This is a genomic window from Phaeodactylibacter xiamenensis, from assembly GCF_000759025.1.
GTDB lineage: Bacteria > Bacteroidota > Bacteroidia > Chitinophagales > Saprospiraceae > Phaeodactylibacter > Phaeodactylibacter xiamenensis.
Window position 1 is genome coordinate 1 of record NZ_JPOS01000084.1, and the last position, 25,599, is coordinate 25,599.

At 47.0% G+C, this 25,599-nt stretch carries 19 protein-coding genes; 9 read left to right on the plus strand and 10 right to left on the minus strand.

Going from position 1 to position 25,599, the window contains the following annotated elements:
• The 4 genes from IX84_RS24735 to IX84_RS24750 form a co-directional block, all read right to left on the minus strand.
• The coding region (locus tag IX84_RS24735; protein WP_160213923.1) for a helix-turn-helix domain-containing protein at positions 1-329 on the minus strand (329 nt) is incomplete at its 3' end.
• An 82-nt stretch (positions 330-411) separates the two neighbouring features.
• Positions 412-1,353 carry a hypothetical protein gene (locus IX84_RS24740; protein ID WP_152605228.1) on the minus strand — a complete coding sequence of 314 codons (942 nt, stop codon included), beginning with the start codon at positions 1,351-1,353 and terminating at the stop codon, positions 412-414.
• Positions 1,325-3,991 carry a T9SS type A sorting domain-containing protein gene (locus IX84_RS24745; protein WP_044227388.1) on the minus strand — a complete coding sequence of 889 codons (2,667 nt, stop codon included), beginning with the start codon at positions 3,989-3,991 and terminating at the stop codon, positions 1,325-1,327. The genes IX84_RS24740 and IX84_RS24745 overlap by 29 nt, the downstream gene beginning before the upstream one ends.
• 349 nt (positions 3,992-4,340) lie before the next feature.
• A complete protein-coding gene (locus tag IX84_RS24750) occupies positions 4,341-6,101 on the minus strand; it encodes a sodium:solute symporter (protein ID WP_044227391.1) in 1,761 nt (586 codons plus the stop codon).
• Positions 6,102-6,872: 771 nt separating this feature from the next.
• On the opposite strand from IX84_RS24750, the gene IX84_RS24755 reads away from it, so the two are divergent.
• From IX84_RS24755 to IX84_RS24780, 6 genes are all read left to right on the plus strand, one after another.
• A complete protein-coding gene (locus tag IX84_RS24755; protein WP_044227394.1) occupies positions 6,873-7,136 on the plus strand; it encodes an acyl carrier protein in 264 nt (87 codons plus the stop codon).
• Positions 7,120-8,619 (plus strand): amino acid adenylation domain-containing protein, encoded by a 1,500-nt coding sequence (locus IX84_RS24760; RefSeq protein ID WP_052516372.1) that lies wholly within the window; start codon positions 7,120-7,122, stop codon positions 8,617-8,619. The genes IX84_RS24755 and IX84_RS24760 overlap by 17 nt, the downstream gene beginning before the upstream one ends.
• Positions 8,619-9,752: an acyl-CoA dehydrogenase family protein gene (locus tag IX84_RS24765; RefSeq protein WP_044227396.1), complete on the plus strand. Its 1,134-nt coding sequence runs from the start codon at positions 8,619-8,621 to the stop codon at positions 9,750-9,752. The genes IX84_RS24760 and IX84_RS24765 overlap by 1 nt, the downstream gene beginning before the upstream one ends.
• 12 nt (positions 9,753-9,764) lie before the next feature.
• On the plus strand, positions 9,765-11,102 hold the full coding sequence (locus IX84_RS24770) for an NAD(P)/FAD-dependent oxidoreductase (RefSeq protein WP_044227399.1): 1,338 nt from the start codon (positions 9,765-9,767) through the stop codon (positions 11,100-11,102).
• 93 nt (positions 11,103-11,195) lie between these two features.
• Positions 11,196-11,897: a class I SAM-dependent methyltransferase gene (locus tag IX84_RS31500; RefSeq protein WP_052516373.1), complete on the plus strand. Its 702-nt coding sequence runs from the start codon at positions 11,196-11,198 to the stop codon at positions 11,895-11,897.
• Positions 11,894-12,322 (plus strand): hypothetical protein, encoded by a 429-nt coding sequence (locus IX84_RS24780; RefSeq protein ID WP_152605229.1) that lies wholly within the window; start codon positions 11,894-11,896, stop codon positions 12,320-12,322. The genes IX84_RS31500 and IX84_RS24780 overlap by 4 nt, the downstream gene beginning before the upstream one ends.
• 73 nt (positions 12,323-12,395) lie before the next feature.
• Here the strand turns inward: IX84_RS24780 and IX84_RS24785 are convergent, their stop codons facing one another.
• Positions 12,396-15,563 carry a hypothetical protein gene (locus IX84_RS24785; RefSeq protein WP_044227404.1) on the minus strand — a complete coding sequence of 1,056 codons (3,168 nt, stop codon included), beginning with the start codon at positions 15,561-15,563 and terminating at the stop codon, positions 12,396-12,398.
• 35 nt (positions 15,564-15,598) lie between these two features.
• Positions 15,599-17,620: a glycosyltransferase gene (locus IX84_RS31505; protein ID WP_052516374.1), complete on the minus strand. Its 2,022-nt coding sequence runs from the start codon at positions 17,618-17,620 to the stop codon at positions 15,599-15,601.
• Between the two features lie 71 nt (positions 17,621-17,691).
• Between IX84_RS31505 and IX84_RS24795 the strand changes: the two genes are divergently transcribed.
• The 3 genes from IX84_RS24795 (at position 17,692) to IX84_RS24805 (ending at position 22,199) form a co-directional block, all read left to right on the plus strand.
• Positions 17,692-18,711 carry a glycosyltransferase gene (locus IX84_RS24795; protein WP_044227406.1) on the plus strand — a complete coding sequence of 340 codons (1,020 nt, stop codon included), beginning with the start codon at positions 17,692-17,694 and terminating at the stop codon, positions 18,709-18,711.
• Positions 18,701-19,522 (plus strand): sulfotransferase, encoded by an 822-nt coding sequence (locus IX84_RS24800; RefSeq protein WP_044227408.1) that lies wholly within the window; start codon positions 18,701-18,703, stop codon positions 19,520-19,522. Before IX84_RS24795 ends, IX84_RS24800 begins: the two co-directional genes overlap by 11 nt.
• 202 nt (positions 19,523-19,724) lie before the next feature.
• Positions 19,725-22,199: an MBOAT family O-acyltransferase gene (locus tag IX84_RS24805; protein ID WP_152605231.1), complete on the plus strand. Its 2,475-nt coding sequence runs from the start codon at positions 19,725-19,727 to the stop codon at positions 22,197-22,199.
• Here the strand turns inward: IX84_RS24805 and IX84_RS24810 are convergent.
• The 4 genes from IX84_RS24810 to IX84_RS24825 form a co-directional block, all read right to left on the minus strand.
• Complete coding sequence (locus tag IX84_RS24810) at positions 22,158-23,090, minus strand: glycosyltransferase (protein ID WP_044227413.1); 933 nt, start codon at positions 23,088-23,090, stop codon at positions 22,158-22,160. The two genes, IX84_RS24805 and IX84_RS24810, sit on opposite strands and share 42 nt — an antisense overlap.
• A gap of 43 nt (positions 23,091-23,133) precedes the next feature.
• Positions 23,134-23,964, minus strand: a complete 831-nt coding sequence (locus IX84_RS24815) for an ABC transporter ATP-binding protein (RefSeq protein ID WP_052516375.1) — start codon at positions 23,962-23,964, stop codon at positions 23,134-23,136.
• Positions 23,965-23,978: 14 nt separating this feature from the next.
• A complete protein-coding gene (locus IX84_RS24820) occupies positions 23,979-24,773 on the minus strand; it encodes an ABC transporter permease (RefSeq protein WP_044227416.1) in 795 nt (264 codons plus the stop codon).
• A 73-nt stretch (positions 24,774-24,846) separates the two neighbouring features.
• Entirely contained in the window at positions 24,847-25,479 is a 633-nt protein-coding gene (locus IX84_RS24825; RefSeq protein WP_044227419.1) for a sulfotransferase family 2 domain-containing protein, read from the minus strand.
• Between the last annotated feature and the right edge of the window lie 120 nt (positions 25,480-25,599).

A 25,599-nucleotide genomic window follows, 5' to 3' on the forward strand; every position in this document is an offset into this window, starting at 1 on the left:
GTTGTTTCCTGGGCTAAGGTGATGGTTTTCGGCGCTCCCGAACGAGGCGAGTCTTTTAACGTACTGATTAAACGTTTGCGTAAATCCAAGGGGCTCACTTCTTGATTCTCCAAATACGATTCATAGGATACCAAATTATCATAGTCTGCCTCCCAGCGCCTGCGCCAGGATTTTACCGTATTCAGTGAAATATCCAGTTCCCTTTTGATGTGGGAATTGCTTTGTCCTTGATTGGCCATTAGCAATAGCTTGATGCGCTTGGCTAGTTGCTGGCTTGTCGTATGCCGGCGCCCTATATCCTGCAATATCTCCTTTTGTAGTAGAGTCATCGGGATTGGGGCAGCCGGTGCTTGGCCTCTTCCCATGGTATTTTCTGTCAAAGAACGTTTAAAATTATCAATTATTTATGTCTTAAGCCACTAGACTTGAAGAAGCACTTGCTCCATCTATCCCATAAAAACGAGCATTTGACAATTCCCCAGCACATCGGTCAAAATCTAAAAGTATGATGCCGTGCATATTGTCGAAGACTGCAAATTTAGTTCCATCCGGAGAAAATCCAGCGTGCCGGTAGTCATGGAATAATGGCAAATCAAACAAATTATAATAACTTGCTGGTAAGGTATCTACACTAGTCAGATGTATACCAAGGCTATCTATCAAATAAGTGTAGTAAATAGAGTCTGCGAAAGTACCATGCACAAGCCACCATCCCGAATTGTCAGCCGTTTTGGTCAGCCCAAGCGGAGAGCTGTATCCATCAAATAGCTTGTTATTCTTGGATAAAACTTCTCCTAATCCGTTATCCCCTTGCATATCAATATGGGTGTATGAGACACCATCCATAGGAAGGAAAACAGTGTCAAGCCTTGGTTCGATGGGCTGATGAAGGTATAAATATTCGTTTTGCCGCCCAGGATAAGGAATGGACAAACCTGATAGTGAAGATATATAAGGGTTGGGATAGCATATTTCCCACCAGGTGTTGTAGTTGATAGTATCCCCGTTGAGCATAATCTCATTCTCTCTATTGTAAATATGAAGACCATTGCTGTAGTACAACACTTCTGTGCCGGTACTATCTGCCATTACATGACCATATAATTGCATATTTACGGGTCTGTATTTTGGTGAAGCCGTTGGAGGATTAGTGATAAAACTAATTTCTCCTCCATGAAATGTCGGAAATTCCCAATCGTTATTATATCCATAGTACCAGATATAATCATGATTCTGCGATTCCCCAACTCGTGGCAATATTAAAGAAAAGAGAAAAACCCATAGGACTAGCTGTGCATAATCAGTCCTATGGGTAAAAGCTCTTTTATCGTTGCAAGAGCAATTTTTCAACATAACGTTCCCCGTTTTTCAGTTGTACTTCAATCAAGTACATCCCATCGTTTTGTGTACTTAGGTCTAATCTTAAACTTTGATCCCCTTCTGCAAGCATTTGACTTTCGATAATTTGCCCAATTAGATTATACACCCTCAATGAGGCTGATTGCTTAACAGAAACATCAACAGTAGCAAATCCTTTTGAAGGGGAGGGATATACTGATAACTGCTTTTGATTCACTCCCTCAGCTACCGATGGGACGTTAGCCTTTTTTAAAGCGGATTGTCCAGAGCAAGCCTCAATTGCATTATATTCGAATAAAGTGTTTGCGATAGCATTCGCCAAATAAACAGCTTCACCATATTCTGTAACACAAAGTCCCGCAGTGCTCGCTATAATTTCCTGATCTGATTGCGGGTAATCATTAAATGGCACATATAAATTGTCATAATAAATTGTCAAAACTTGCTTTAATAGATCATCAGCAGGTTCTTCAGGCACCCAATTCTCCAAATCACTTTGAATAGCTTCTATTTCAGATAACAATGCATTTCGGTATACTTGCTCTGCTTCGATAAGTAAGTCCTGCTTTTGTTGAGCATCTGCAATACGTAAAGCTTTATTGTTATTATTCGAACCATTATCACATTGAGCAATTTCAACTAAAGCATCCGATAACTCGTCTCTTATCGTACTGAAGTTTGCAAGTTCAACGAGGTCTTCCAGGTGCTTTTGTTTATTATAAACTGCATATCTACTTTGAAAAGAAGTCGTGTTGACACTATTATACCAGCTTTGGTTAGTTGCATCTAGCCATTCGGGGTAATCCGTCAACTTACGATATAAGTTAAAAGTTGCATCTCTATATTTCCCTTCCGAATTTATGGGGAACATGACACCTTCACCAATGATACCTTCTTTATCAAAAGCTGTCATTCGTTCTATCGGCTCTTCATTTGACTCTGAACAGGCCTGGGGTAGAGAGCCATTCGGATCAAGATGAAACCAATCAGTACTGGTACCATTGCTAGATTGAGTCGGAATGATTGGGGAGGGCCATAGATTACCCGTATTTGAGCCTACAGTAAATTGGTTAGCTATTTTAAAAAAGAATGGGATGTTTGGAACAAAAACTGACTCTAATGAAGCTTCTGCAGTACTGCCTCCGTTCCATACATTCTCATGATAAGGTTGTTGCCCTACTAGCCCAACTCCATCTACACTGTAAACACTCAACCCACGTATATGGTTATTCATGGTATTTCTTAGAATGGTTGCACCATCACAATTTTCAAAGAAAGAAAGACCTGCACCTCCATTTTGAGTGTAATTACAGGATAAGAAACAAGATTGACAGTTATTCAGGAAAATCCCTCCGTCACCTTGGCCATTGCCTAAAGTAGAAGTTACGTGATTATCCAAAATAACTATCCGATCTGTATTTATAGAATAAATAACATCCGTACCTAGAGATCTAAAAATATTATCTTTAATGATCCCTCCAGACAGTAATGATAATTCTAAACAAGCATCTATATCTGTAGTAAAATCATTGCCTTCAATTGTAAGCGCCGTCCTTCCTGCATGCCACAATGGCGTATTTAATTGTACGCCTAAACCAAAGGCCTTATTTGTAGTTCTATTGCGATGTATTTGGATTGAACCAAGGCTATTTCCGTTAATAACAGCTAAATACCCAATTCCTAAATCCAACGTAGGATTATAAATTCCATTATTAGTAAATTCATTATCCAACATGTGAAAATATCCACCATCTGGAACCCAAGCACGTATTGTCTCTTTAACAGATTGAAAAGATGAATTTTGTACCCTTAAATTGACTCCTGCACCAATCCCAGTCAGTTGGTCAAACGGGCAACGAGTACATATGGCATGTGAATCACTTATAAAATTGGCTAAAAGACCATTGACTTCTAAACCATCAATTACTAAATGATTATTAGTTCCCGGGGCACCGTAAGTAAATATTCCTGCATAGTACCTCTCTATGTAGTTATTTTCTGCGATAGATACAGCTCTACAGTCATTGATTGTTATGGCTGTTAATTCATCCGAAGTAAATGGAGGGAAAAATGGTGGTGCAGTTATAAAGCTATTATCCTGACCAATACTTATTGGGGCATCAATGTATTCTAAATGTAAAGGTCTTCTGATGTCAGTAAATGAATTGCCGGTAAAGGTTAGTTGATTGCTAGGACTTTCGACTTGGTTAGGAAGCCCCGAAATTCTAAAACCAAATTTCGAAAAATCTGTGAAACTTGAATTGGTTATCTGAAGCGATGTGCTTTCAGTTGCTATTACCCCATTAATACTACCTGACACATTTGAGTTTTTAATGATCAATCCAGCGGAAGGTTCATCAACTCTGATTTCACGCCAACTACCGCCACAAGGAAGAACTGTAGATTGCGTAATTGTAAGGGTTGGAGCAATGTTGTTTAATATACTGCCGTCGTTAATGTAAACAATTACGTTATGGTTTAAAATGATATTTGATCCTGCCTCAAATGCATAGTCAACATCAATAAGAAGGTCATCGTTCACCAAAACATTAAGTTGCCCCCCCCGCAGGTAGAGGACCGTTAGGGCTAATAAAATCACTAAGTGTTGCAGTCGTAGAACCCATAGGCGCATTTATTGTAATATAGGTGTTAGGATCACCTACCAAGCATGGATTACTAGCAAAACACATAGTACCAAATAGTAGATTTGAAAAAAGGATTAGAGAATACTTAAAAGTTTTCATATGATAAGAATTGTTGGTTACGAAGGAGAGAGTCTATTAACACAGAGAGAAATCAGAGGACCACTGTTTCATGTTAATTTTGCTCACATAAATATACTTTTTTATTGTGAACTATGCAATAGAGTTTAGAAAACTTGAAAAATTAAGTGTCAGTTCTTATTGATCAATCTAAAGCTTAATTCTTGTTTCCTCCTAAATCTGCCGCCAACAACCAGTACGCCGGCGGCAGATCACCCACTACCAAAAATACCCCACCACCACCGCCGTAATCAACAGCAGGATAATTGCCAGGTAACGATAGTTTTGGTACCAGGGCAGGCTGCGCAGTTCCTCGGTTTCTTCCCGGAACAATCGGCGGTTCCAGGTCAGGCTGTTGACCTGCTCTTCAGTTGGAGCGGGAGAAGAAAGGCTCACCAGAGCATGCACGATCAGGCAAAGGATCCACATGATGAAAGCCATGGTCAGGAAGTGGATATCGGTAAGGGCGGCAATCCAGCCAGCCGGGGCTTCACCTTCGGGCAGCCCGCCTACGTAGACCTTTAGTATGAGCATAATCACCGCGAAGACAAAGCCAAACAACAGGCTCACAATTGACCCTCTGGCACTGGCTCTTTTCCAAAACAGGCCAAGTACGAAGGTGGCTACTGCCGGAGGCGCTGTATAACTGATCACCAGCTGCAGGTACTGCCAGAGCGAGTCGGACACCTTCTCAATAAAGGGTACCCAGGCAGCGGCCAGCACCACCAGGATGATCGTTGCAATCTGCCCGGCACGAACCAACTGCTTACTGGTCATATCGGGCTTGATGTTGCGCACGAAGTCCATGGTGATTAGCGTGGAGGCGGAGTTGAAAGTCGCAGATACGGAAGACATCATCGCGGCCAGCAAACCAGCGACGACCAGCCCGAGGATACCGGAAGGCAGCAGTTGCATCAGCAATACCGGATAAGTCAGGTTGGCACACTCAGAAAGGTCCTGACAAGGGGTGCCATCTGCGGTAATGTAATTCAAACCGGAAATATCGAGTTCGTTGTAGACCAGCAGGGCCAGCACACCCGGTACCACCATGATAAAGATGACCGGCAGTTTGAGCAATCCGGCAAAGAGGGCACCCCAGCGGCCGTGGTTAAGGTCGCGGGCACCCAGCACCCGCTGTACCATGAACTGGTTGTTGGCCCAGAAGTAAAACCCGAGCAGCGGCACACCGGTAAGCAAACCGTACCAGGGCATAAACTCATCATTGCCCGGCCGGACCAGGCTGAAGGCTTCCTCAGCAGTACTGGGCGCAAAATGCCCGGCAGCCCGGGCGGCTTCCACGCTGGCTACGCTGCCTGATTGCAGGCGCTCCGTGAGGGCAACCATCATATCGCCCCATCCGCCACCGAATTCCTGAAAGGCAAAGTAGGTCAGCAAACAAGAGCCGATGACCAGAAGAATCGCCTGAATAACTTCGGTCTGGATTACGGAATTAAGCCCACCGGGTATCGTGTAGGCCGCTGCGGCAATGGCCAGCATGAGAATAATCTGCCAGGACGGCAATGCCGGAAACAACAGCTTCAGCACAATACTGCCGACGTAAAGGCCAGCCGCTGTATCCACCATGACATTACCGACGATGGTGATGAAGGAGAAATAGTACCGTGATTTCCGGTCGTACCGCTTTTCCAGAAACTCGGGCATGGTGTATACACCCGATTTCAGGTAAAACGGCAGGAAGAAGATGGCAAAGAAAATCAGAACCACCACTGCAAACCACTCGTAGTTGTAGACGTGGATATTGGTTTTGTAGGCATCTCCCGCCAGGCCAATGAGGGTGGAACTGGAAATATTGGCAGAAAACAGGGCAATCCCCACAATCGGCCAGGTCATGCCTCTGCCGGCCAGGAAGTAATCTTCAGAACTATCGCGTTTACCATGGTAGATACCGTACCCGATAATCAGTACGGCATAGGCCAACATAATACCGATGTCGAGCCCACTGAGCTGAAACTGGTCCATAATTTAGTTTGGTTAGTTTAACGTTTGTTTTGGTAAAATTTGGTCACAGAGGCATGGGCTAAAATAGAGCTTTTTTGGTTTCTGCAAGGAATTTACGATGCCTTTTGGCAAATCCACGGCAGGAACCCTGCCCACCGGGCAAAAAAAGAGCGGCGTCATAAAGACCCGCTCTTGTAAGAAATCACCCGACTGTTATTAAGAAGAAGTTGCCTTCTTCGAAATATACATTCTTATATATTTTCAGAGGTTGGCACCTCGATTGTGCGTTTATTGCAAAGCAAAGTTAACGAAAACAAGTTAAATGTTAAAGCAATCTTAACAGATTCGCCAATTTCCTTTAGTTTTTACACTAATATGAAAATAGAGAATATTCGCTGTTGCTTACCTTTAAATACAGATAATGCCCCGGTTTTGTTCCCATTAGACCAAATTTGGATACTAACCCGGATGAATATAGCCTGCCATATCAAGCCGGTTGTCTTTGCCTACCTTATAATACATGCTCCAATATTTGTTTCAGCTGAAAGAGGCGGTAAGGCTACGATACTGAAAAAGACTCCCTGTTGATCAACGAGGCAACAGCCATACATTGTTAAATTCTTCCGGATTTCTTTTTTTGCCTATTGAAATATGGCGAATCGAATTATCCGTCAGAAGCAACTTGGCTTCCTTTGCAAATTCACGAAATATAAATACTTTTGTAAGTAAAGCGACATTTGTTTGGGTATTCAGACCTACACCGAAAGGAGCTAAAAACAAATCATAAACAACATGGCACATATTAAAGCCCAACTGCGGGACTACCTCCTGAATGAATTAAACCTGCCTTTACAGCCTGAGGAATTACAAGACGACACCATGCTGGTTAGCGACCGTATCATGGATTCCATATCCTCCCTCATGCTGGTAGAGTACCTGGAGAAAACCTTCAACATCAGCTTTGAGCCACATGAGGTGACCGCGGAAAACCTTGACTCCCTAAACATTATCGAGGCATTCGTCAATCAGAAACAAGTTAGTGCAAAGGCTGCATAAAGACATTCTTCAGCAAGCTGCAAATAACCCTGGAGGTGTTGCGATTCAATTTCCATTTGAAAAAAGAAACCTCTCTTACGGGCAACTCTATGCTCAGGCACGCGGGATAACCCTTGCGCTTGAGAGACTTTCTCTGCCCAAGGGCAGTATTGTAGCCCTTTATCTGGACAAATCGCCGGAAGCGATCGCTGCCATCCTGGGTATTTTAATGGCAGAACTTGCCTACCTGCCACTGGATGTGGATGCACCCGATTCAAGGAATCAATTCATCATTGAGCAAAGCCAGGCTCAGGTTATTTTGACCAGAGAAATGGCCGAAAATCCTTTCCCGGTACTGAGTAGTCCTTCTGGTACGGTCGAAGGCCTTGCTCTGTACCGGTCTGCTGCAGAGGCATCCGGCTTAAAATTACCTGAAGGGCTGGCTTATGTGCTTTACACCTCAGGCTCGACCGGCGTACCTAAAGGCGTGATGGTCACGCACACAGCAGCTCTTGCGTTTGTGGATTGGGCTCGTGATACTTTTGTACTACGGCCGGAGGATACGCTCACCTCCATTGCGCCCCTCCACTTTGACCTGTCCATCTTTGATATCTTTGGCGGACTGAGTGCGGGCTGTACACTTTTGCTCCTTACGCCATCAGAGTCCAAAAACCCCTTGCTCCTCAGCAGCTATATAGCAGAATATGGTGTGACTACGATTTATGCCACTCCTACCCTTCTCCAATTGATGCCCCGGTTCGGGAAAGCTGGCCGGTACGATCACAGCAAACTCCGTCAAGTACTTTTTGCGGGAGAGGTTTTTCCTATTCCTGCGCTTAGAGCCCTGCAGGAGATATGGCATACAGCCAAATTTTACAATCTCTACGGCCCTACCGAAACCAACGTCTGCACCTGGCACCCGCTGCCGCCAACCGGTACAGACGACCGGCAAGCCCCCTATCCTATCGGACAGCCCTGCCCCTATGATCAGTGCGCTATACTACAGGAGGATGGGAGCATTAGCAGTGAGCTTACTGGTAGTGGCGAGCTTTTGGTGAGTGGTGCTTCTGTAATGGCCGGATACCTTGGTATGCCGGAGCAGACTCGTCAGGCGATGGTAGAACACGAAGAACGGGTGTGGTACAAAACCGGAGACCTGGTGGAAGTAGATTCAAATGGTGACCTCCTGTACCGCGGGCGCCGGGGCAGAATGGTCAAACGACGGGGGTACCGCATAGAACTTGGCGAGATAGAAGCAGCCCTGCACCAGTATGAAGCTATCGCTCAGGCCGCCTGTCTGGCTCTGGAAAAAGAACAATCGGTAAGTGCGATATGGGTGTTTTATGTAGCTCCGGAAGGCCCGCTGCCCCATACCTTATTGACAGAGTTTCTGGCAGGCCGGATACCGGAATACATGCTGCCAGACCGGTTTGTACACTTGCCGGAAATCCCACAGACTTCCAGTCAAAAAACCGACTATCAGGCCCTAAAGCAACTGCTATAATGTACTCTTTTGCACCATCGGAAAAACAGCAGCAGCTTCAGGTATCTCTTGCCGAATTCATCAGGCAGGAGCTGGCTCCCCTACTTGATCCCGATGCAAAAACGTTCCCCTCCGAAGCCTGGAAAAAGGCCGGTGAGCAGCTGCTGCAGGGGCTCGCCATCCCGGAGACATACGGTGGGCGCGGGCTGGATGCAATGGATGTTTTCCTCGCGCTTGAAACCCTGGGTTATCATTCCGAAGACAACGGCTTCAACTTTGCAATTAGCGCCCATCTGCTGGCTTGTACAGTGCCGGTCTGGTTGTTTGGGACGGAAGAACTCAAAGCGGAGTACCTTCCTGGTTTATCCAATGGGGCACTTACTGCTGCCAATGCGATGACCGAGCCGGCATCAGGCTCCAATGCCTTTAGTATGCAAACGACCGCCCTGCCTCTTGAATCCGGAGATTTCATGCTGAACGGCAACAAGTGCTTCTCCAGTAATGCGCCGGTTGCTGATGTGCTGGTCGCTTACGCTGCCAATGACCCTGAACGGGCACACATGGGAGGCATTACCGCCTTCCTTATCGATCGCAAAAAACACCCTTTTTCAACCGGAGCCCCTCTTGAAAAGGCAGGCTTGCACACTTGCCCGCTGGGAGATGTTTTTTTTGATCAAACCCCTGTTGAAAATCGTTTTATCATTGGTAAGGTAGGCCGTGGCGCATTGGTCTTCAACCGGTCTATGGAGTGGGAACGGAGCTGTCTCGGCGCTACACATATCGGCAATATGCAGCGATTGCTTGACAAAGCGGCCAAGCTGATTAAGAACACTGATGCAGGCGCCTTCGGCGAAGCCGTCCGGCAGGAAATCGCCTACTGGCAGGCCCAGCTCGACGCAGTAAGGATCAACGGGTACGCTCAGGCGTGGCAACTGAGCCAAAAGAAGGCTAATCCGCGAGGAGCAGCTTCCTCTAAACTACTCATCAGTGAATTGTACAAAAAAATGACAGTAGCCCTTTGCAACTGCTTAGGGGAAAAGCAATATCTTGATGGTGACTTTAACCGGTCGCAGGCAGATGCACTTAGCAGCACCATTTACTCTGGCACGTCCGAAATACAAAAACAAATCATAGCTCAGTCGATAGGGCTGTAAACCATCTTTATCATGAACACCTCAGCAGACATTATCATTATTGGAGGCGGGCCAAGCGGTTCGTCCACAGCCACTTACCTCGCCCGTCTTGGATATGACGTTCTTGTGCTGGAAAAAGAGCATTTCCCGCGCGAACACGTTGGTGAGTCCATGCTTCCCTTCACTTACGACCTCTTTGAAGAACTGGGTTTGCTGGAAGAAATGAAAGCCCGCTTTACCAGAAAACCCGGGGTTACGTTTTCCAATGCGGATGCCAGCCAGGAATCACATTGGTGCTTCAACCGGGTCATTGATGGTCCGCAGGCACTTTCCTTTCATGCCCGTCGTGCCCACTTTGACGATCTGTTGCTGAGAAACAGTGAAAAGAATGGCGCCACCGTTATCGAGGGCGCAACAGTAACGGCCGTGGATTTTGAGCCGCAGGGCGTCAAAGTCACTGCTGAAATTGATCACGGTGCTCTGCAAATATTTGAAGCCCGCTTTTTAGTGGATGCCAGTGGGCAGAATGCTTTTGTCGCACGAAAACTCGGCACACAAAAGCCATTTAAGCGGCTCAATGTGCGGCAGGCCCTTTCAGCACACTGGGTAGATACGAAGCTGGACGCCAGTCTGGCTAACGGCAACATCAAAATTGTCCACCTGGGCGGAGAAAAGCTGGGCTGGATCTGGATGATCCCCATCAAAGACAGCCTGAGTATCGGTGTGGCGCTCAATATGAGCTATGCCAAACAGGAGCGCAAACGGCTGATGGCCCAGCACGGACGTGATGGCTGGGAAAAAGCGCTCTACCTGCAGGAAGTGCAGTCTTCACCAGCGGTGATGTCTGTCCTGGAGGGTGCCAAAATGATTGACGAAGTGGCCAGTAATGGTGATTTCTCCTATTACAGTGAGAAAAAGTTTGATGATCAGTTTGCCATCGTTGGTGATGCCAGTGGCTTCCTCGATCCTATCTTCTCCAGCGGCATTTACCTCGGCATGATGAGCGCGAAGCTGGTCTCAGGCGGGATTGATGAAATGCTGAAAGGCAAAGGCAAAGAGCGCCTTGAAGAAGCTTACAAGGATATTTCCGGTGGCTATCAGGTGGTGGAAGAACTCATTTGTACCTTTTATGAGCCTAACTCCATTGCCTTTTCTGATATTACGGTAGACCGGAACTTTGGTTTCAGGAAGTTTGAAACCGCCTACTCCATACTGCACCTGATCCTGGCCGGTGATTTCTTTAAGAATCACGAGCGGTACCTCAAAGCAATAGCGACGCTAAAGAGCGCGGAAATGATTGAGAAGTTTAAGAGCCTGACCGGCCACGCTGACGAAGCCAAAATGGAAGAAGTGTGCCTGATGCCTGCTTAGATACACATGCGTAAAAAGAGCATTCGTTTCTACAGCCATGCTAATGGAGCCTAATATTGCAAACGGCCAGGTTGCCGGCCTCAAATACTGAATATGTACGGAAAATACTGGGATGCATTCTACCATAGAACCTATGCCAGTGGTAAAGCGCTTTGGGATGTCCCACCCGAACAGTCAGTGCTCGAAGACCAGCGTGTTTTTGGCTCCGCTTTCGAGGGGGTCGGCACCGTAGCGGATATAGGTTGTGGCACCGGAGAGCAATCCAGGTACCTCGCCAGGTTCTACTCCAAAGTAATTGGGATCGATGCAGCCCCCAGGGCTATAGAAATCGCAAAGCAACACACACCTGCTGCCAATACGCTCTTTGAAGTGGGGGACCTTGCCTCCCCTGAATTCGCACAGCAGCTGCATCAGGCCCATGGAGACATGAATGTTTACATGCGGGGGGTGCTTCATCAAATCAGAGAAGCTGACCGGGAACAAGCCGCTGCCAACCTGTTACACCTGATTGGCGACAAAGGTGCGTTGTACCTGATCGAAGTGGGTAAAAACATCAGGGACTATTTCCGCTCCGCTACCAATTCCTTTCACGAGCTGCCGGATGCGGTACAGGAAACTTTCATCAGTAATTTACCGCCCCATGGCGTGGATGAGGAGGAGATACACCGGCTTTTTAACCAAAAACAATATCGGTTAAACCAGCACGGTACCGGGTATTTAAACACCAACCTGCTTTTGAGAGATGGCACGGCTGTAAAAATCCCGGCTGTATTCGGTTTGATTGCTAGGAATTGAGTTATTTTGACGCTCATTTAATCATCCATACAAAACCAACGATAATGAAAAATTCATTTGTCTTGTTTTTTGCATTCATGCTGGGCATTATTTTGGTTTCCTGCTCAGGAGATGCGCCGGACAATAATAGTGAAACAGAAACAACCGCTAAAACGGAAGCACCTGCCGCCCAGGCCAATCCTGATAAATCCAAAGTGGTTATTCCTCAGGGGCAATCTGCGGATGAATTCGTTTTTACTAAACTCAAGAAAGGTTTAGACAAACGGGGTATCAAATTTTCTGCAGATCAGGACACAGCCTTACGGCAACTGATCAGCGAAAACGACCTTACACCAGAAAACCTTAAAGCAAAAAGGGCGGAGATACTCCGGCAAGTACAGGAAGAAATCCTGACAGACGAACAAAAAGCTATGCTAAAAAAGTAAAGCTAATTCTTCAAAGAGGGAAAGGTCTGGCACAACTGGCTTTTCCCTCCCTATCCTTTTGCCCTGGTCTCATCTAGTTGATTTCAAACAACAAATAACTTCCCCGGTAAACCGTTTCCCCTCTGATGCCTGCCCGTCCGGAAATACGATGCTTACCCAACGGCACCGTTTCACCGGGTTCACCTTTCACTACATTATCGGTAAAAATCAGCCTGACTTTGGGTGACGTAAAGAGCATTTGCGAAAAACGCCGGGTTTTTTCCGTCAGGGTCTTTTCGGGGGTACGGTCCAGGCTTGCCGTATTCATATCGAACAGGATATAACGGAATCCTTCTGCCTTTAGTAAATCGATAAAGGCATCCTCTGCCCCATCCAGTGCCCGCATTATTTCGTCGTATTTACCCAGCTGATTATCCTCCAGTACGCGGCGGTCGTTGTAATCAATATGATAATTGAAGAAGGTGCCCACCCGGTAGACTTTATCTTCTTTATTTTGATTGATGTAATCGATGGCTTCTCCTAAATAAGGTTTGAATGAAGACAGGGTCTTACTGGCGCTAAGCCCCTCTCCAAAAGAACGCAGAACCGGTTCCTGATAAATAAGGCCTGCATTTTTGGGAGGCTGCAAAGCAGATATAAAAACTAAAGCATAGCTCATTAAAATATAAACAGCCAGGGTGGCGCCTACTGCCCATGACCGAACGCTTCTGTACTCAAAGCCAATAGACTGCGCTCCATAAACGAGGAAAATCATTAAGGTAACCAGCATCGGGAAACCATACCAGGAAATACCGCTGCCTATGAGCAACCAAAGCGCACCAAAAGCTACTGTAAACAAGAGCAGATAGCGTGCTTTCTCAGTACTGCCTCCCCAGCGGGCCTTAAGTAGCCAGCCGGTAATACCACCCAGCAATAGCAGTGTTGCAAAAACACCAGAGAAAGCCATGCCGGATGCGGCCTCGAATAATGGCGCTAATGGCCTTGCTGCAAGCAATACAGTATCGTTGAGGGAAGCCCATATGCCGGTAACAAAATTTTCGTAAGCAGGCGGAGGGCTCCCCAGCAGTTGCTCCTTCACTACTGCCAGCCCTTCCTGATGGTCTACCGTCCACACCCCAAGCATAAATAATAGAATGGATAGTACAGAAAGTACCAGGTTTGGAGCTAGACTTTTTTTCCCTCCTGAAAACAACAAGATGGGGAATAAAACCAGAAATAAAATCCCAATATCAATGTACTGTGACTTTAGAATATTGGTATTCATGGTTAAATCATAGGGCAGAGAGGCATAAAGGGGCAGCCCTGATTCATACCCCAGATAGCGTTGTATCTCCTCTCTCTTTGCCAGGGCGCCGGCTGAGAATAAAAGATCATCTTTTGTCTCTTCGGTTGTCTCAGCAATCTCTGGCCTTATGTTGCCCAGGCCCTCTTCACGGAGGTCAAACGCCATGGCTTTTTCCCGCTGTTCCGGTAAAAGGACCTGATCTGTCACGAAACGCAGAAGCTTGCCACGGTTCAATTTGTCCGCAGCCGTAATTTCTTCCTGCTCCAGGTAGTTGCTAATCTGCTCCAATTGGACATCGGAAAGCTGTATGTCCAGGCCAGCAGTGCGTTTTTTTATGTTTTCCATGAGCCTTTCCGGATAGTCCACTTCAATGGCCTGAGCCTGTACCTTAATCACAGGTGTGGGAAAAGGTGCCTCCAGAAGGGCCTGAACGCCTACCTCCCCATTGGCAGCCATGTTGCGAATACCCCATGGGGCGAAACACAGTAATGCAGCTCCTCCGGAAAGCAGGTAAGCCATCAGCAGGGATTTGAGGTTTACCCCTTTCATCCAGGCAGGGACTAACAAGGCAACAGCGGCACCAATACCGATCAGCCCTACCACATAAGGTGCTGTTTCCCCAAAGGGAAAATAGCCGAAATTATTCCCCCCAAATAAGAATAGTACTCCGGAGAAACCAGTGACCAGGCTCATCGCCAGCCAATAATTCCCAAACCGGTAACCGATCACCGTAAAAATGGCTACAATGCTGAGTAAGCCCGTGTACTTAATGCCAAAGGCAAACCCCAGCAGCCACCCTGTAAGCAACAACATCCACTGAGTTGCCGAAAGGCCAAATGGTAGTTTGACAGGAGATTCATCCTGAGCGTCAGGCCGGGCAGCCCGCGTCCAAAACTCAATCAGCATAAGGGCTGCTGCCAGCGTGATGAAGGTAAAGCCCAGGTCCACCTTTTCATCGTAAAGGTAGTGGAAACTCAGGCTGGGGTTTAGGGCAACCAGCCAGACTGCCAGCCAGGACCAGCTCCGGTTCAACAGCAACCGGGCCAGCCTGAAAGCAGCCAACAGCACGAGTAAAAAAGAAAAGTGGGCAATACCAATTGAGAATACAGCTTTGCCAAAAAGCACTTCTCCAAGACTCAGCAGAAGCTGCCAGAAGTAGGCCTGCCCCCCCTCTGTTAGCCCGTTGTACTCCACAATAAGCTGAGTGGTATTCATGTAGAGGGCCGCACCGTCAAAGCCGGTTGGGAAGGGCTTGATCGCCGCAATCCCATTGACTGCAAGCGTGCTCAACAGGAAGAATACAGGTAACTGCAACCAACGGTTTTTGTATTTGTAGACTTGTTGTTTTAATAAAGTACGCTGCCAAAGATTCCAACTCTCCCGGTAACGCCATCCTAAAACCCCAAGGGCTATAATTCCTGCAACGATTGTATTAAGCTGATGAAAAGCCCCCAGCAAAAATGCCCCTAACCCGATAAAACTGGTACCTGTAGCCACCCGGAGTAAGCTTGCTGTACCTTTTGAATATCGGTTGGCCAGCAAAGCCATCACCGGCTGCCCGGCCACGTAAGCAAGGGTATAGAGTAAAAATAAACAGCCGTGTACCAGAACGTTCATCCCCATGAAGCGCCAAAGGCCGCCCGGGTCATTAAAAATACTGTACCGGTTATTGAAGATAAGTATCGTGACAACCTGAAAGATCAAAAATAATCCGTAAACCTGAAGCCCGTTCACTTTCCGGGTCCGCCCTGACTTCCCACTGAAAACCCACCATGCCCAGGCGCCTGCTGCAATAACGGTATTAGCAGCAAAAAGGTCTGCATTGGGCATCATGAGCAGACTGGTGAAGTAATAGGGATGGAACCCAAAGTATGCGATAAGTACTAAAAGCACCCAGAAAATACTAAATGCGCTGATTAGATTGCGGTTGAGGTTTTGTGATACTGGAGTTTTCATAGTTGTTTAATGTTAAAGAGGCTTTTCGTTGATTTTTATTTACGTACCTGCTGGTAGGTCAAAAAAGTTTCATAGGCCGTCCGCAGCCAGGAAAATGCCCTGGCCCGGCGCAATGCCGCCTTTCCCAGATCAGCTCCATCAGCAAGCAAAACCTCTTCCATTCCTGCCCGGATTGCCCCTACGCTGCCGGCATCCACGCCGACCCCACCGTCTCTCACTACTTCAGGCATAGAGCTGTTGTTTCCAAAAAGTACAGGGGTGCCACAAAGCATGGCTTCCAAAGGAGGCAGGCCAAAACCTTCATAATGAGCTACATAACACAGGGCTACCGCACCGGAATACACCGTAGCAAGGTCCTCATCTGCCACATAACCTGTGAAGTGAATGGAAGAGGCATAAGGGTGCGCCTTATCGTAAAGGGTGCTTACCTTCCATCCGCGTTTTCCGCACACCACAAAGGTCAGGTCTTCATAGGCTCCTGTAGATTTAAGCTGCAGGAAAGCGGCGAGGGTGTTAGCAAGGTTTTTTCGTGGCTCTATGGTTGAAAGGCTCACCAGGTAAGGCCCTTCAGGGATTTGGTACCGCTCCCGCACCTGATGTAAACGCTGTTCCGTTCTCACGGGGTGGAACAAATCACCATTAGCAGCTTCGTATACAACCTTTATCCTGTCTTGTGGGATGGCATAGCTGGCCTGGACATCCCGACTGGTCGCTTCAGAAACAGCAATCAGGCAAGCCGCTTTTTTCTCCAGAAAGCGCATGCCTGCTTCTGACAGTTTTATATTGTGTTTTTCGTGAAACGCAGGATAAATAAGATGGGTCAAATCGTGAACTGTACCAATAACCGGCAGTGTATAGGGTTTGATGAAAAAGTAATTCTGGGGTAAAGGGAGATGTATAAGGTCATAGTTCTGCATAATCCGCTGTTGGCTCGCTCTTGCCTTATACCGCCCCACCGCCCCCCTCACCCAGCTCAAAAAAGAACGGGCGGGCAACCGGGTATATATCCGCCTGAGCGGTTGATATATGAAAAGCGGGAGATTGTCAGCCAGCCATGCTTTAAGCCGCAGCAGGATATGCTCATATCCTGAAGGCTGATCGCTACGGTGCAGAGCTTCATCGGATAGCTTTTTTTCCGATTCACCTTCCCTTTTGGCTTCGGTGTTAATCAGGTCTATAACAGAACGCAGCGGCTTAATGCTATCCCCAATGAGACAATCGACTAGTAGCTTTTCGGGCAATTGCGATTGTAAAGCATTCAAAGCCTGCAAAAGCTCTACCTGATACCTGCGGACCCCATCCATAGTCGTATCCGCTAATTTATTGGCCTCCATAAGTACACGTACCGGCTGCATGGCAGGAGCCTCATTAGCCCCCCTACCGTAGCCAAACTCCTGTAGCGTCGATCCATGCAGTTCGCCAAACAGGGACTGCAGGTCTTCGGGCATCTCCTCCTTCCATGAACCAGCTTTGCCCTTGCGAAAGTTCTTCCGGGCAAGGGCTGCGACCTCCTCTTCCCGGGCCAGGAACGTAGTCCCACTTCCATACTGCGGCTGACCAAACTTCAGCTTCTCAAAGGTTGGCAGTCGCTCCCGGTTGGGGTCAGGAAGGTCTATTACTTTGCGGAGTTTTTCCACCTCGCGAAGCGGGTCTTCGATTAAGTCTTCATAACGAATAACAACATCGGCCTCAGCCGTCCACTGCTTCACATTCTCGGACCAGCCACCGAAGTAACTGCCACCTAGCGCGAGCGTTGCTTCCAGAAGGTTGGTGTAGAAATCCGTGCCTGGTTCAATGATATCTTTTCGGTGGTGGGCCAAAGAAACAAGTGCATCCCGTCCGTCACGAACAAGGTATACCTTGGGTGCAGCACGGTGTTCCTCCGGCAACTGATCAGGCAGCAGGTGGGTTTTCACAAAGGGATAGGCGGCATAGTTCTCGTCCATCGGATAGTTGTCTTCCCGATGGAACGTACTTGATTCCAACCCGTAAACTTCAAACAGAATATTTCTAAAAAAGGTATTGCCCGAACGAGGGAATGAAGCCAGCCATATCATATTAAGCAAATCTATTTCTGAGCCCTAAGTTAAAAAAGTTAAATTTATGCCCTGAAAAATCTGATAAATCTATGGCTGACAAACGCAGAGTACTATTTCACCGGACCTGGACGAAGCCCAATGGCGGCACGAGCGGTGGTCAGATGAAGGTACGTGATGCGTTCGTTCATTTCCAGGCTTCAGAGCGGTTTGAGCCCAAGGTTTACTTTCCCCCCTCAACGCTTTGGGTGGATAACCCTGGCAACGTCTGGCGCCCTTTCCGCCAACGGGGCATCGGAGAGTGGTCTATCCTTCCGGACGATGTACTCTTCTTCTCCGGCCACGACTGGAATATCCTCAACGATACGGAACGGCAACACCCGCCTGTCCCCATTCTCAACATCGCCCAACCGAGGCATACCAATCCGGCGGACAAAAGGCACGCTTTTCTAAAGCACCCGGCCATACGCATTGCCAAGAGTTCTGTCGGCAAAAAAATACTGGAAGACCACGGCGTAAACGGCCCGGTGTTCCTGATACCCGATAGCATCGACTTTACTTTACTGCCTGAACCTAACTCCAAACCGGATTTGGACTTGTTGATCGTAGGGTTAAAAAACCCGGGGCTGGCCAAACGGCTGGAACAGCGCCTCAAACGCAAAAACCGCTGGCGGTGGCGCAAGTGGAAGATCAAAGTGCAAACCCCTCCCCTGCTGCCTACCCGACAGGATTTCCTCCAACTGCTCAACCGGGCAAAGATCGTCGCTTATCTGCCGCTGGATGCCAGCCGGGGCGCAGAAGGGTTCTACCTGCCGGCCCTGGAAGGTATGTACCTGGAAAAGCTCGTCATCTGTCCCTATGCTGTTGGGAATATTGATTTTTGCATTCCCGAAAAGACCTGCATACAACCGGATTACAATGAAGAAGCCCTCATGGAAGCCATACTGCGGGCACTCCAAATGCCGGATAGCGAGCGGCAGCCTTTCCTACAGCAAGGCAAAGCCATCACAGCCAACCACGATATCAAAAAGGAGAAACAATCCATGTTGAACCTCCTGCATCAGGCCGATGAGCTCTGGGCAGATCAATCGCTTTTCCAATATGGACAATAGCACAGGTAAAAATATCATCCTCACGGGGCCACCACGCTCCGGCACAACGCTAAGCTGCTTCCTGCTTAATCAGTTGCCCAACACTATCACGCTGCACGAGCCTATGAACCTGGGTATGTTCCAAAGCCAGGAACAGGGACTTGAGGAAACGCAGCAGTTTTTCGCAGCCATGCGGCAGAGCCTGCTCACAGAGGGTAAGGCTTTGTCCAAAGTCAAAGCCGGCGCCATTCCTTCTAACCCTTTCGGGAAAGCGGAGGAGGGAAAACGAGCCAGCCTGGTAAAAAAAGATTGGATACACTTTGAGAAACCCCTGCAGGAAGACTTCACGCTGGTGATTAAGCAAAATGCGCACTTTACCTTTTTGCTGGAGCCCCTCAACCTACTCTATCCGCTGTATACCATCATTCGCAATCCGGTCTCCACCATTGCCTCCTGGAATACCATTCAGGCGCCGGTATCCAAAGGCAACCTGACTGTGCTTAAAGGGCTGCGCCCCGCGCTGTTTGAAGAATTAGAGCGCATTCCGGACTTGCTGGACCGGCAGGTACGCCTGCTGCACGAACTTTACCTCCCTTACCTCCTGCTTCGGAAAGAACAGCTTATCCGCTATGAGGATATAGTGCAAAGCAATGGGGCGGAACTGGGTAAGATTGTGCCCTCAGCTGCCAATATTGACCACCCCCTTGAGAGTAAAAACCGTAACCAGCTGTACGACGAAAGCTTAAGGTCCGCTATTTTCGAGCGCCTGGTCCGGTTCGGAGGCTGTTATATGGACTACTACCATGAAGAACAGCTGGCTCAAGCTATTTAAAGCTACAATGTGGTGCTAATATGGGGCGCCCTAAGGGAAGAAAGCCTGATATTCTACAGTGACTAAAGCTGTGTGGTTTTTTCTCTTTACTTTTACCCAGGCAAAATCAACTTAACAATTTATTGTGATGCTCAACCGGACAGCAACGTATCTGCGAAAAGCGAACAATACTCTCACGGCAGATATCAACCTTTCTGAGTTTTTGAATATCTTAATACCGCTTGCCGCCGCAGGTGTCGCGGTCCATTTGTTCAAACTGGAGGGCTCAACCGGACTGTCAGCATTAATGCCGTTTATTATTGGTGGGTTCGCTATTCATATCGTTCTTCCCATCCGCTACAAATTGCCGTTTTTCTTTTCTCTCTGCATTGCAGCGCTGTTCATTATACTGGGAGCAGAGACGAGCATTTGGATTTTAGCGCTTGGCATGGGGCTTTTTGGGGTCACGCAGATGCCAGTATCACTGAAAACCAAACAATATACCATCCTGGCGTGCACCGCGATAATCGCAATGCTGTTTTTGAATGGGGTATTTCCTAATAAGGTCATTCCTGTACTTGGTGGTATTTTTATGTTTCGCATGATTGCTTTTCTGCATGAAATGAAGCATCAGAAACAGCCCAGGAGCATATGGATGCAGCTCAGTTATTTCTTTTTGCTGCCCAACCTGATCTTCTTTATTTTCCCGGTTGTAGACTACAAAGTGTTTACGGACAGTTACTACCGTAAACCAGCATATGCAACTTACCAGAAGGGTATTATATGGATCGCCAACGGGCTCTTGCATTTGTTCCTGTACCGGATTATCTACTATTATTTCATACCGCCCCCCTCTTCCATAGCTACAGTCTATGATTTGCTGCTGTTTTTAGTAGCAAGTTATGCGCTGATTGTACGCCTTGCCGGGATCTTCCACTTTTCAGCAGGTGTGATTTGCCTTTTTGGATTTGACCTGCCTCCGACTTTTCAACACTACTTTTTTGCCCAAAACTTTAGTGATCTTTGGCGCAGGATTAATATTTACTGGCGGGATTTCGTCATGAAAGTTTTTTACTACCCTATTTTTTTTAAAATCAAGCACATAGGGACGGCCCCTGCAATTATTGCAACCATTCTTATTGTTTTCTTTATCAACTGGTTTTTGCACGGATATCAGTGGTTCTGGATTCGGGGCAGTTTCCCCCTCACCATTCAGGATGCTGTTTTCTGGGGGGTATTCGGTATTGTTGTAGCGATCAACGCAGCCATGCAAGTTGCGCGCCGCCCGAAAAGAATAAACCATCTCGTTTTCTCGCCTTTACATGCAGCAAAAGTAGCTCTGTCAGTAATTGGGACTTTTATGTTCATTGCACTGCTGTGGTCTTTTTGGACCACTAATGATATACGGCAGTGGGCAGAAATGATGCTCCTATTCACCACCGTCTCTGTCAGACAGGCTTTAACAATTGTATTGGGAATTGCAGTTTTAACGGGAATTGGCATTGGTATCCAATACCTTTATTTCAAAATTCCGAAGGGCACTTCCTGGTTTTACTGGCCACCCCGATTCAAGCTTCAGTTTATCACGGCAATGCTGGTGCTGGGATGTATATTTGCTTTTCCGGGAATTAATCAGCGCATACAGGGCACACTAAACTTCGACATGGCGCCCGTGCTGGAAACCAGGCTTAATGCTGCAGACCAGGAAAACATGTTCAAAGGGTATTACGAAACACTACTGCCAAATCAAAGCCTCATGGGAAGCCCGCTGGATGAAATCAACCGGGAGAAACCTGATAACTGGAAAAATCTCTCTGAGACCACTTTTTATACCCCTACTAATGATATTTTCCTGAAGCGAATCACACCCAATCTGGATACTACGCTCAAAATGGCCCCCTTTAAAACGAATAGCGCAGGATTCCGTGATGATGAATTTACCGTGGACCAAAGTCCCGGGAACCTTAGAATAGCTTTGAACGGAGGCTCTATCGAAATGGGGGCAGGCGTACCGAATGAACAGATTTTCGCTTCCATTGTAGAATCCAAACTGAATACTGAAAAGCCATTCGCTGATTTGGGATGGGACACTGCCGACCTTCTTAATTTTTCCATGCCAGATAACCACATGCCCCAGCAAATTGGGACCACAGACCGGCTCATCCCCAGATACCAGCCAGATATTGTGATTTATACGGCTCACCACCGGGAGCGCCTGCGCCTCATACGAAACCTTAAGATTCTGGGAACCAGGAATGTAAAAACCGGATATCCCTACCTGCAAGAAATACTGCAGGAGTTGTCGAATACACCCGAGCCGAAACAGCAACAGGCTCAAGAGTTGGCAGATGCTGTCATCAAATGGGGGCTGGAGACCTTCCGGGACTCCTGCCAGGCAATGGGGGCTATCCCTGTTTGGGTATATATTCCGGTATTAAACCGCAATCTTGACCTGGAGGAGAAAGATGAACTGATGGCAATGGCCAGAGAAGTAGGTATCATCACCCTTGACCTCTCGCAAGTGTTTCAAAATGCAGAAGGCGTCAGTCCCATTGATTTATGCCTGGCGGAATGGGACCGGCACTTTAGCCCGTTGGCACACGGTATGGTTGGTGATGCACTTTATCAGGCACTGGTGGAGTCAGAGCAACTGCGCTCAACGCTGCGTAACCTTGCCGAAGAAAGAAACATCGATTAGTCCTTCCTCCATCTGCTTAACAAATGTGAAGTAGTCTTGGTAGGCGTCCATCCACTTGAGCATAGCTTCGTAAAAAAGCGGCTGTTTGGTAAGATTGTTTTCCATTTGCATATGCTTCCAGGGGTTTTTCTTACCTGAATAATGCACCAGTTTGGCAGTATCCAGCGTGTCCCCCTCCCGATCCTTAATGATATCCGCCAATCCTAACCTGAAGTTATAAGTGCCGGGCAGCGCATGATAATCCTTTCGGAAATACATGTTGAGCAGGTACTGGTCCGTTGAGGGGCGCTTTAGGCTTTTATACAAATCAGGGTTGACCAGCTTCAGCAATTCTTTATAGGTCTTTTTATTCACCCATTCATCTGTAAAAAACATGATACCGGCGTTGAAAGTACGGTACCAGAAGTGGTCTTCCTCCGTTGGAGCCTGTGCTACCTGGAAAGTAGTGCCGTCTTTAGCCTTCCCCAGATAAGTAGCCCGGTCCGGCACACACATCATGGGGTACTCAAGGTCCATAAGCTCCCCAAAATCACCCTGGATCAGGACATCGCTATCAATATACATGTAGCGTTTATACCCTTCGAGCATGAACAGGTTTAAAGAATAAAAAACCATTTTTTTATGTGCTAAATCTCTCCGAACAGCCACAACTTTGTCAATAGCCTGAAGCAGATCTTCCCGGGGCGCCGCAAATTGCACATTAGGGAAACGCTCCAAAAGGCTTTTTTCTGAATCGGATAAACCATAGCCATAGATGATGATATCTCCGTCGAACCACTTATTATACTTGAAGAAAGTATACAACATGACCAATGTCCCGGGAATGAAATCTGATGTGGTAATGGTAATCAGACAGTGAGGCTTTTTCTCAGGCTTTGACCAAAATGCCATTTCGATTTTGTTTTGAAGAGTTATTCCGACCGGAAAGAATTAGTTACATTTCGAAGTGCCGGATCTTTTTAAGCTTCATCTCCTTGACCCGCTCAGTCATATCATCGCCAACGATATCATTGATGTAATACTCTAATGCGTCTTTAGCATCGTGAGCGTCCTGTATTAATTTCCCGCTCCGCATGACTAAGACTCGATTAGCCAGCGCCATTACTTTACGGATACGGTTCGTAACGTAGAGGACGGCACGCTCTTTTTCTTGTACATATTCTCCTAAATGCTCGTAACACTTGGTTTTAAAGAGGCTGTCCCCCACTGCCAGGGCTTCATCAATAATAAACAGATCCGGCTCCGTAGCGATAGCCACTGAATAAGAAAGCCGGGCCCGCATACCGGAAGAGTAGTTCCCCACCGGTGTATCAAGTGCATACTCCAATTCAGAAAAGTCGATGATAAAGTCCAGCTTTCGCTTCAGTTCTGCTTCCGTCATACCGAAAATAGCCGCTTTCAGCTTCATATTTTCAAGACCCGTAAACTCATTACGCAAGCCAACATTGAGTGCAAAAATGGGCGTTACTTTTAATCCTTGCCGGTACTTAATCTCTCCGGATGTTGGCTGGTAAATCCCGGCAATTATCCGCATAAGGGTGGTCTTGCCTGAACCGTTCGCCCCAATTACTGCAATAATCTCACCTGGCTTGACCTTAAAGGAGACCTCATGGGTGGCCCAAAATTCTTCCGGGCGCAACTGCGTCGTTATCGGCAAGCCGACAGTTTGGCGGGCAACATCTTTTATGCCATAAAAAAGGCTTCGCTTCAGTCTGCGGCAAAACTTTTTAGAGACATGGTTTATTTCTAACAGGTGCTCATCCATATGCTTTGGTTCAATTAATTATTGATGAGGCGTTCCAGTACAATGGAGCTTGATTTCAACAGGAACCGGAATGAAAGTGCCATAAGAATAAAGCTAATACCGGAAAAAACAAGGTATTGCAAGGGCATATAAAAAGTGCCGCTGGTAAGTAAGTCCCTGCTGAAACCAATAAGATAAGTCAGTGGATTGTAATTGACAATAACTTCCAACCAGTTGGAGGTGATCTTAGGGGTGTACACAATTGGCGTTAAAAACATCAATAGCTTCATCCCTTCATCAATAAGGTTGGCCACATCTACCATAATAATCCGAAAAATAGCGACCACCATGCCTAAGGCCATACCGAGCATTAGAAGCGGGACCAAGGAAATCGGGAAAAGCAGTGCCAGTGCAGAAAAACGTACCCCAAATGCCAGTAAGACAATAATATTGACTACAAAAGGGATGATGAAATTAATCAGATGAACCACTATTTTTTGCATGAGCAATGGCTCGAAAGGCACCTCGGACATAATCAACATACGCCCGTTCTTCGTCAATAAATTGCTCGTGGACTTGTAGGCTTCCAGGAAAAAGCCCCAAATCGACGTGCTGAGCAAAACATAGGCCGGGTATGGAATATCTGTTTCTCCAGGGTTAACGACTCCAGCTCCGTTTAGGACCACCCAAATAATCACAGCAAGAATGGGCAGAATAAACATCCATGCCATCCCCAAAAAGGATTTTTTGTACATCCCTATGATTTCCACCTGCGTCAGTTGTTTGACCAGGTACCACCAGGATCTTATGCTCCTAAAAAACTTCCACATCGCAATTTGCTTTCCGGTTATTCAACGCGTTAAAGGAAACAGGCTGACTTTACTTCAACAAAGATAGTATAGTTTATTGATCCCTTGTTATGCCATACCCGTATTGCTCCATGAAGAAACCAAAAACTTCCCTTGCGCGTTCCAGTGCCTCAGGGCTGTAGAATGATTGGAAGTCCTGATCACTTTTACGAGTAGTGTTCACTTTGGGCAGCTCTATGCTTGCCGTTGGAATACCGGTCAGGGAAAAAGCATGCTTCAGGTCAGGCTCCAGAGATTCGTACTTGATAATGAAGTCCATATACTTCAGGGTCTGCTCATGAAAGCCTATTCCGTAAGGCTTCGTATAGAACTTCAGGAAATAATCAGAAAAGTCAGCGTCTGTTTTTTCCAAATAATGGTAGCGTTCCATCGCTTCGGGATGGACTGGTCGCCCGGTCCTGAGCCGCCCCCGGGAAAACTTCCCTTTATGGTCGTTCTTTTTCTTAAAGTACTCGCTAACAGCGGAATCCATTGGGTGCCGAACGCCTGCAAAAGTAAAGTACAGTCTTTCTTCAGGCGTGGCTGTTTCACAAAACTGCAGGTAGGAGTTATGCCTTTTGCCTCTTCTCTCTCCATTGAAATGGATCGTCAGGTAATTGGAGATGGCAGACGAAGCAGTTCGGGGCACACTAAAAAAACAGTATTTGTAGGTATGGCTTATTATCATTATACAAAATTCTCGATCCTTTAAAGTGGAAGGGTTCGGCAATGTCCCAATAGGGTGCTGCCATAGCGCTGTTTAGGTCATCATGCTTGGAGCGGGTTCGTTCATTCCTCCTCATCATGA

What these genes read in the sequence shown, in the direction of transcription:
- IX84_RS24740 (WP_152605228.1), bottom strand. Translation starts at nt 1,353, where the DNA reads ATGTTGAAAAATTGCTCTTGCAACGATAAAAGAGCTTTTACCCATAGG.
- IX84_RS24745 (WP_044227388.1), bottom strand. Translation starts at nt 3,991, where the DNA reads ATGCGCCTATGGGTTCTACGACTGCAACACTTAGTGATTTTATTAGCC.
- IX84_RS24750 (WP_044227391.1), bottom strand. Translation starts at nt 6,101, where the DNA reads ATGGACCAGTTTCAGCTCAGTGGGCTCGACATCGGTATTATGTTGGCC.
- IX84_RS24755 (WP_044227394.1), top strand. Translation starts at nt 6,873, where the DNA reads ATGGCACATATTAAAGCCCAACTGCGGGACTACCTCCTGAATGAATTA.
- IX84_RS24765 (WP_044227396.1), top strand. Translation starts at nt 8,619, where the DNA reads ATGTACTCTTTTGCACCATCGGAAAAACAGCAGCAGCTTCAGGTATCT.
- IX84_RS24770 (WP_044227399.1), top strand. Translation starts at nt 9,765, where the DNA reads ATGAACACCTCAGCAGACATTATCATTATTGGAGGCGGGCCAAGCGGT.
- IX84_RS31500 (WP_052516373.1), top strand. Translation starts at nt 11,196, where the DNA reads ATGTACGGAAAATACTGGGATGCATTCTACCATAGAACCTATGCCAGT.
- IX84_RS24785 (WP_044227404.1), bottom strand. Translation starts at nt 15,563, where the DNA reads ATGAAAACTCCAGTATCACAAAACCTCAACCGCAATCTAATCAGCGCA.
- IX84_RS31505 (WP_052516374.1), bottom strand. Translation starts at nt 17,620, where the DNA reads ATGATATGGCTGGCTTCATTCCCTCGTTCGGGCAATACCTTTTTTAGA.
- IX84_RS24795 (WP_044227406.1), top strand. Translation starts at nt 17,692, where the DNA reads ATGGCTGACAAACGCAGAGTACTATTTCACCGGACCTGGACGAAGCCC.
- IX84_RS24800 (WP_044227408.1), top strand. Translation starts at nt 18,701, where the DNA reads ATGGACAATAGCACAGGTAAAAATATCATCCTCACGGGGCCACCACGC.
- IX84_RS24810 (WP_044227413.1), bottom strand. Translation starts at nt 23,090, where the DNA reads ATGGCATTTTGGTCAAAGCCTGAGAAAAAGCCTCACTGTCTGATTACC.
- IX84_RS24815 (WP_052516375.1), bottom strand. Translation starts at nt 23,964, where the DNA reads ATGGATGAGCACCTGTTAGAAATAAACCATGTCTCTAAAAAGTTTTGC.
- IX84_RS24820 (WP_044227416.1), bottom strand. Translation starts at nt 24,773, where the DNA reads ATGTGGAAGTTTTTTAGGAGCATAAGATCCTGGTGGTACCTGGTCAAA.
- IX84_RS24825 (WP_044227419.1), bottom strand. Translation starts at nt 25,479, where the DNA reads ATGATAATAAGCCATACCTACAAATACTGTTTTTTTAGTGTGCCCCGA.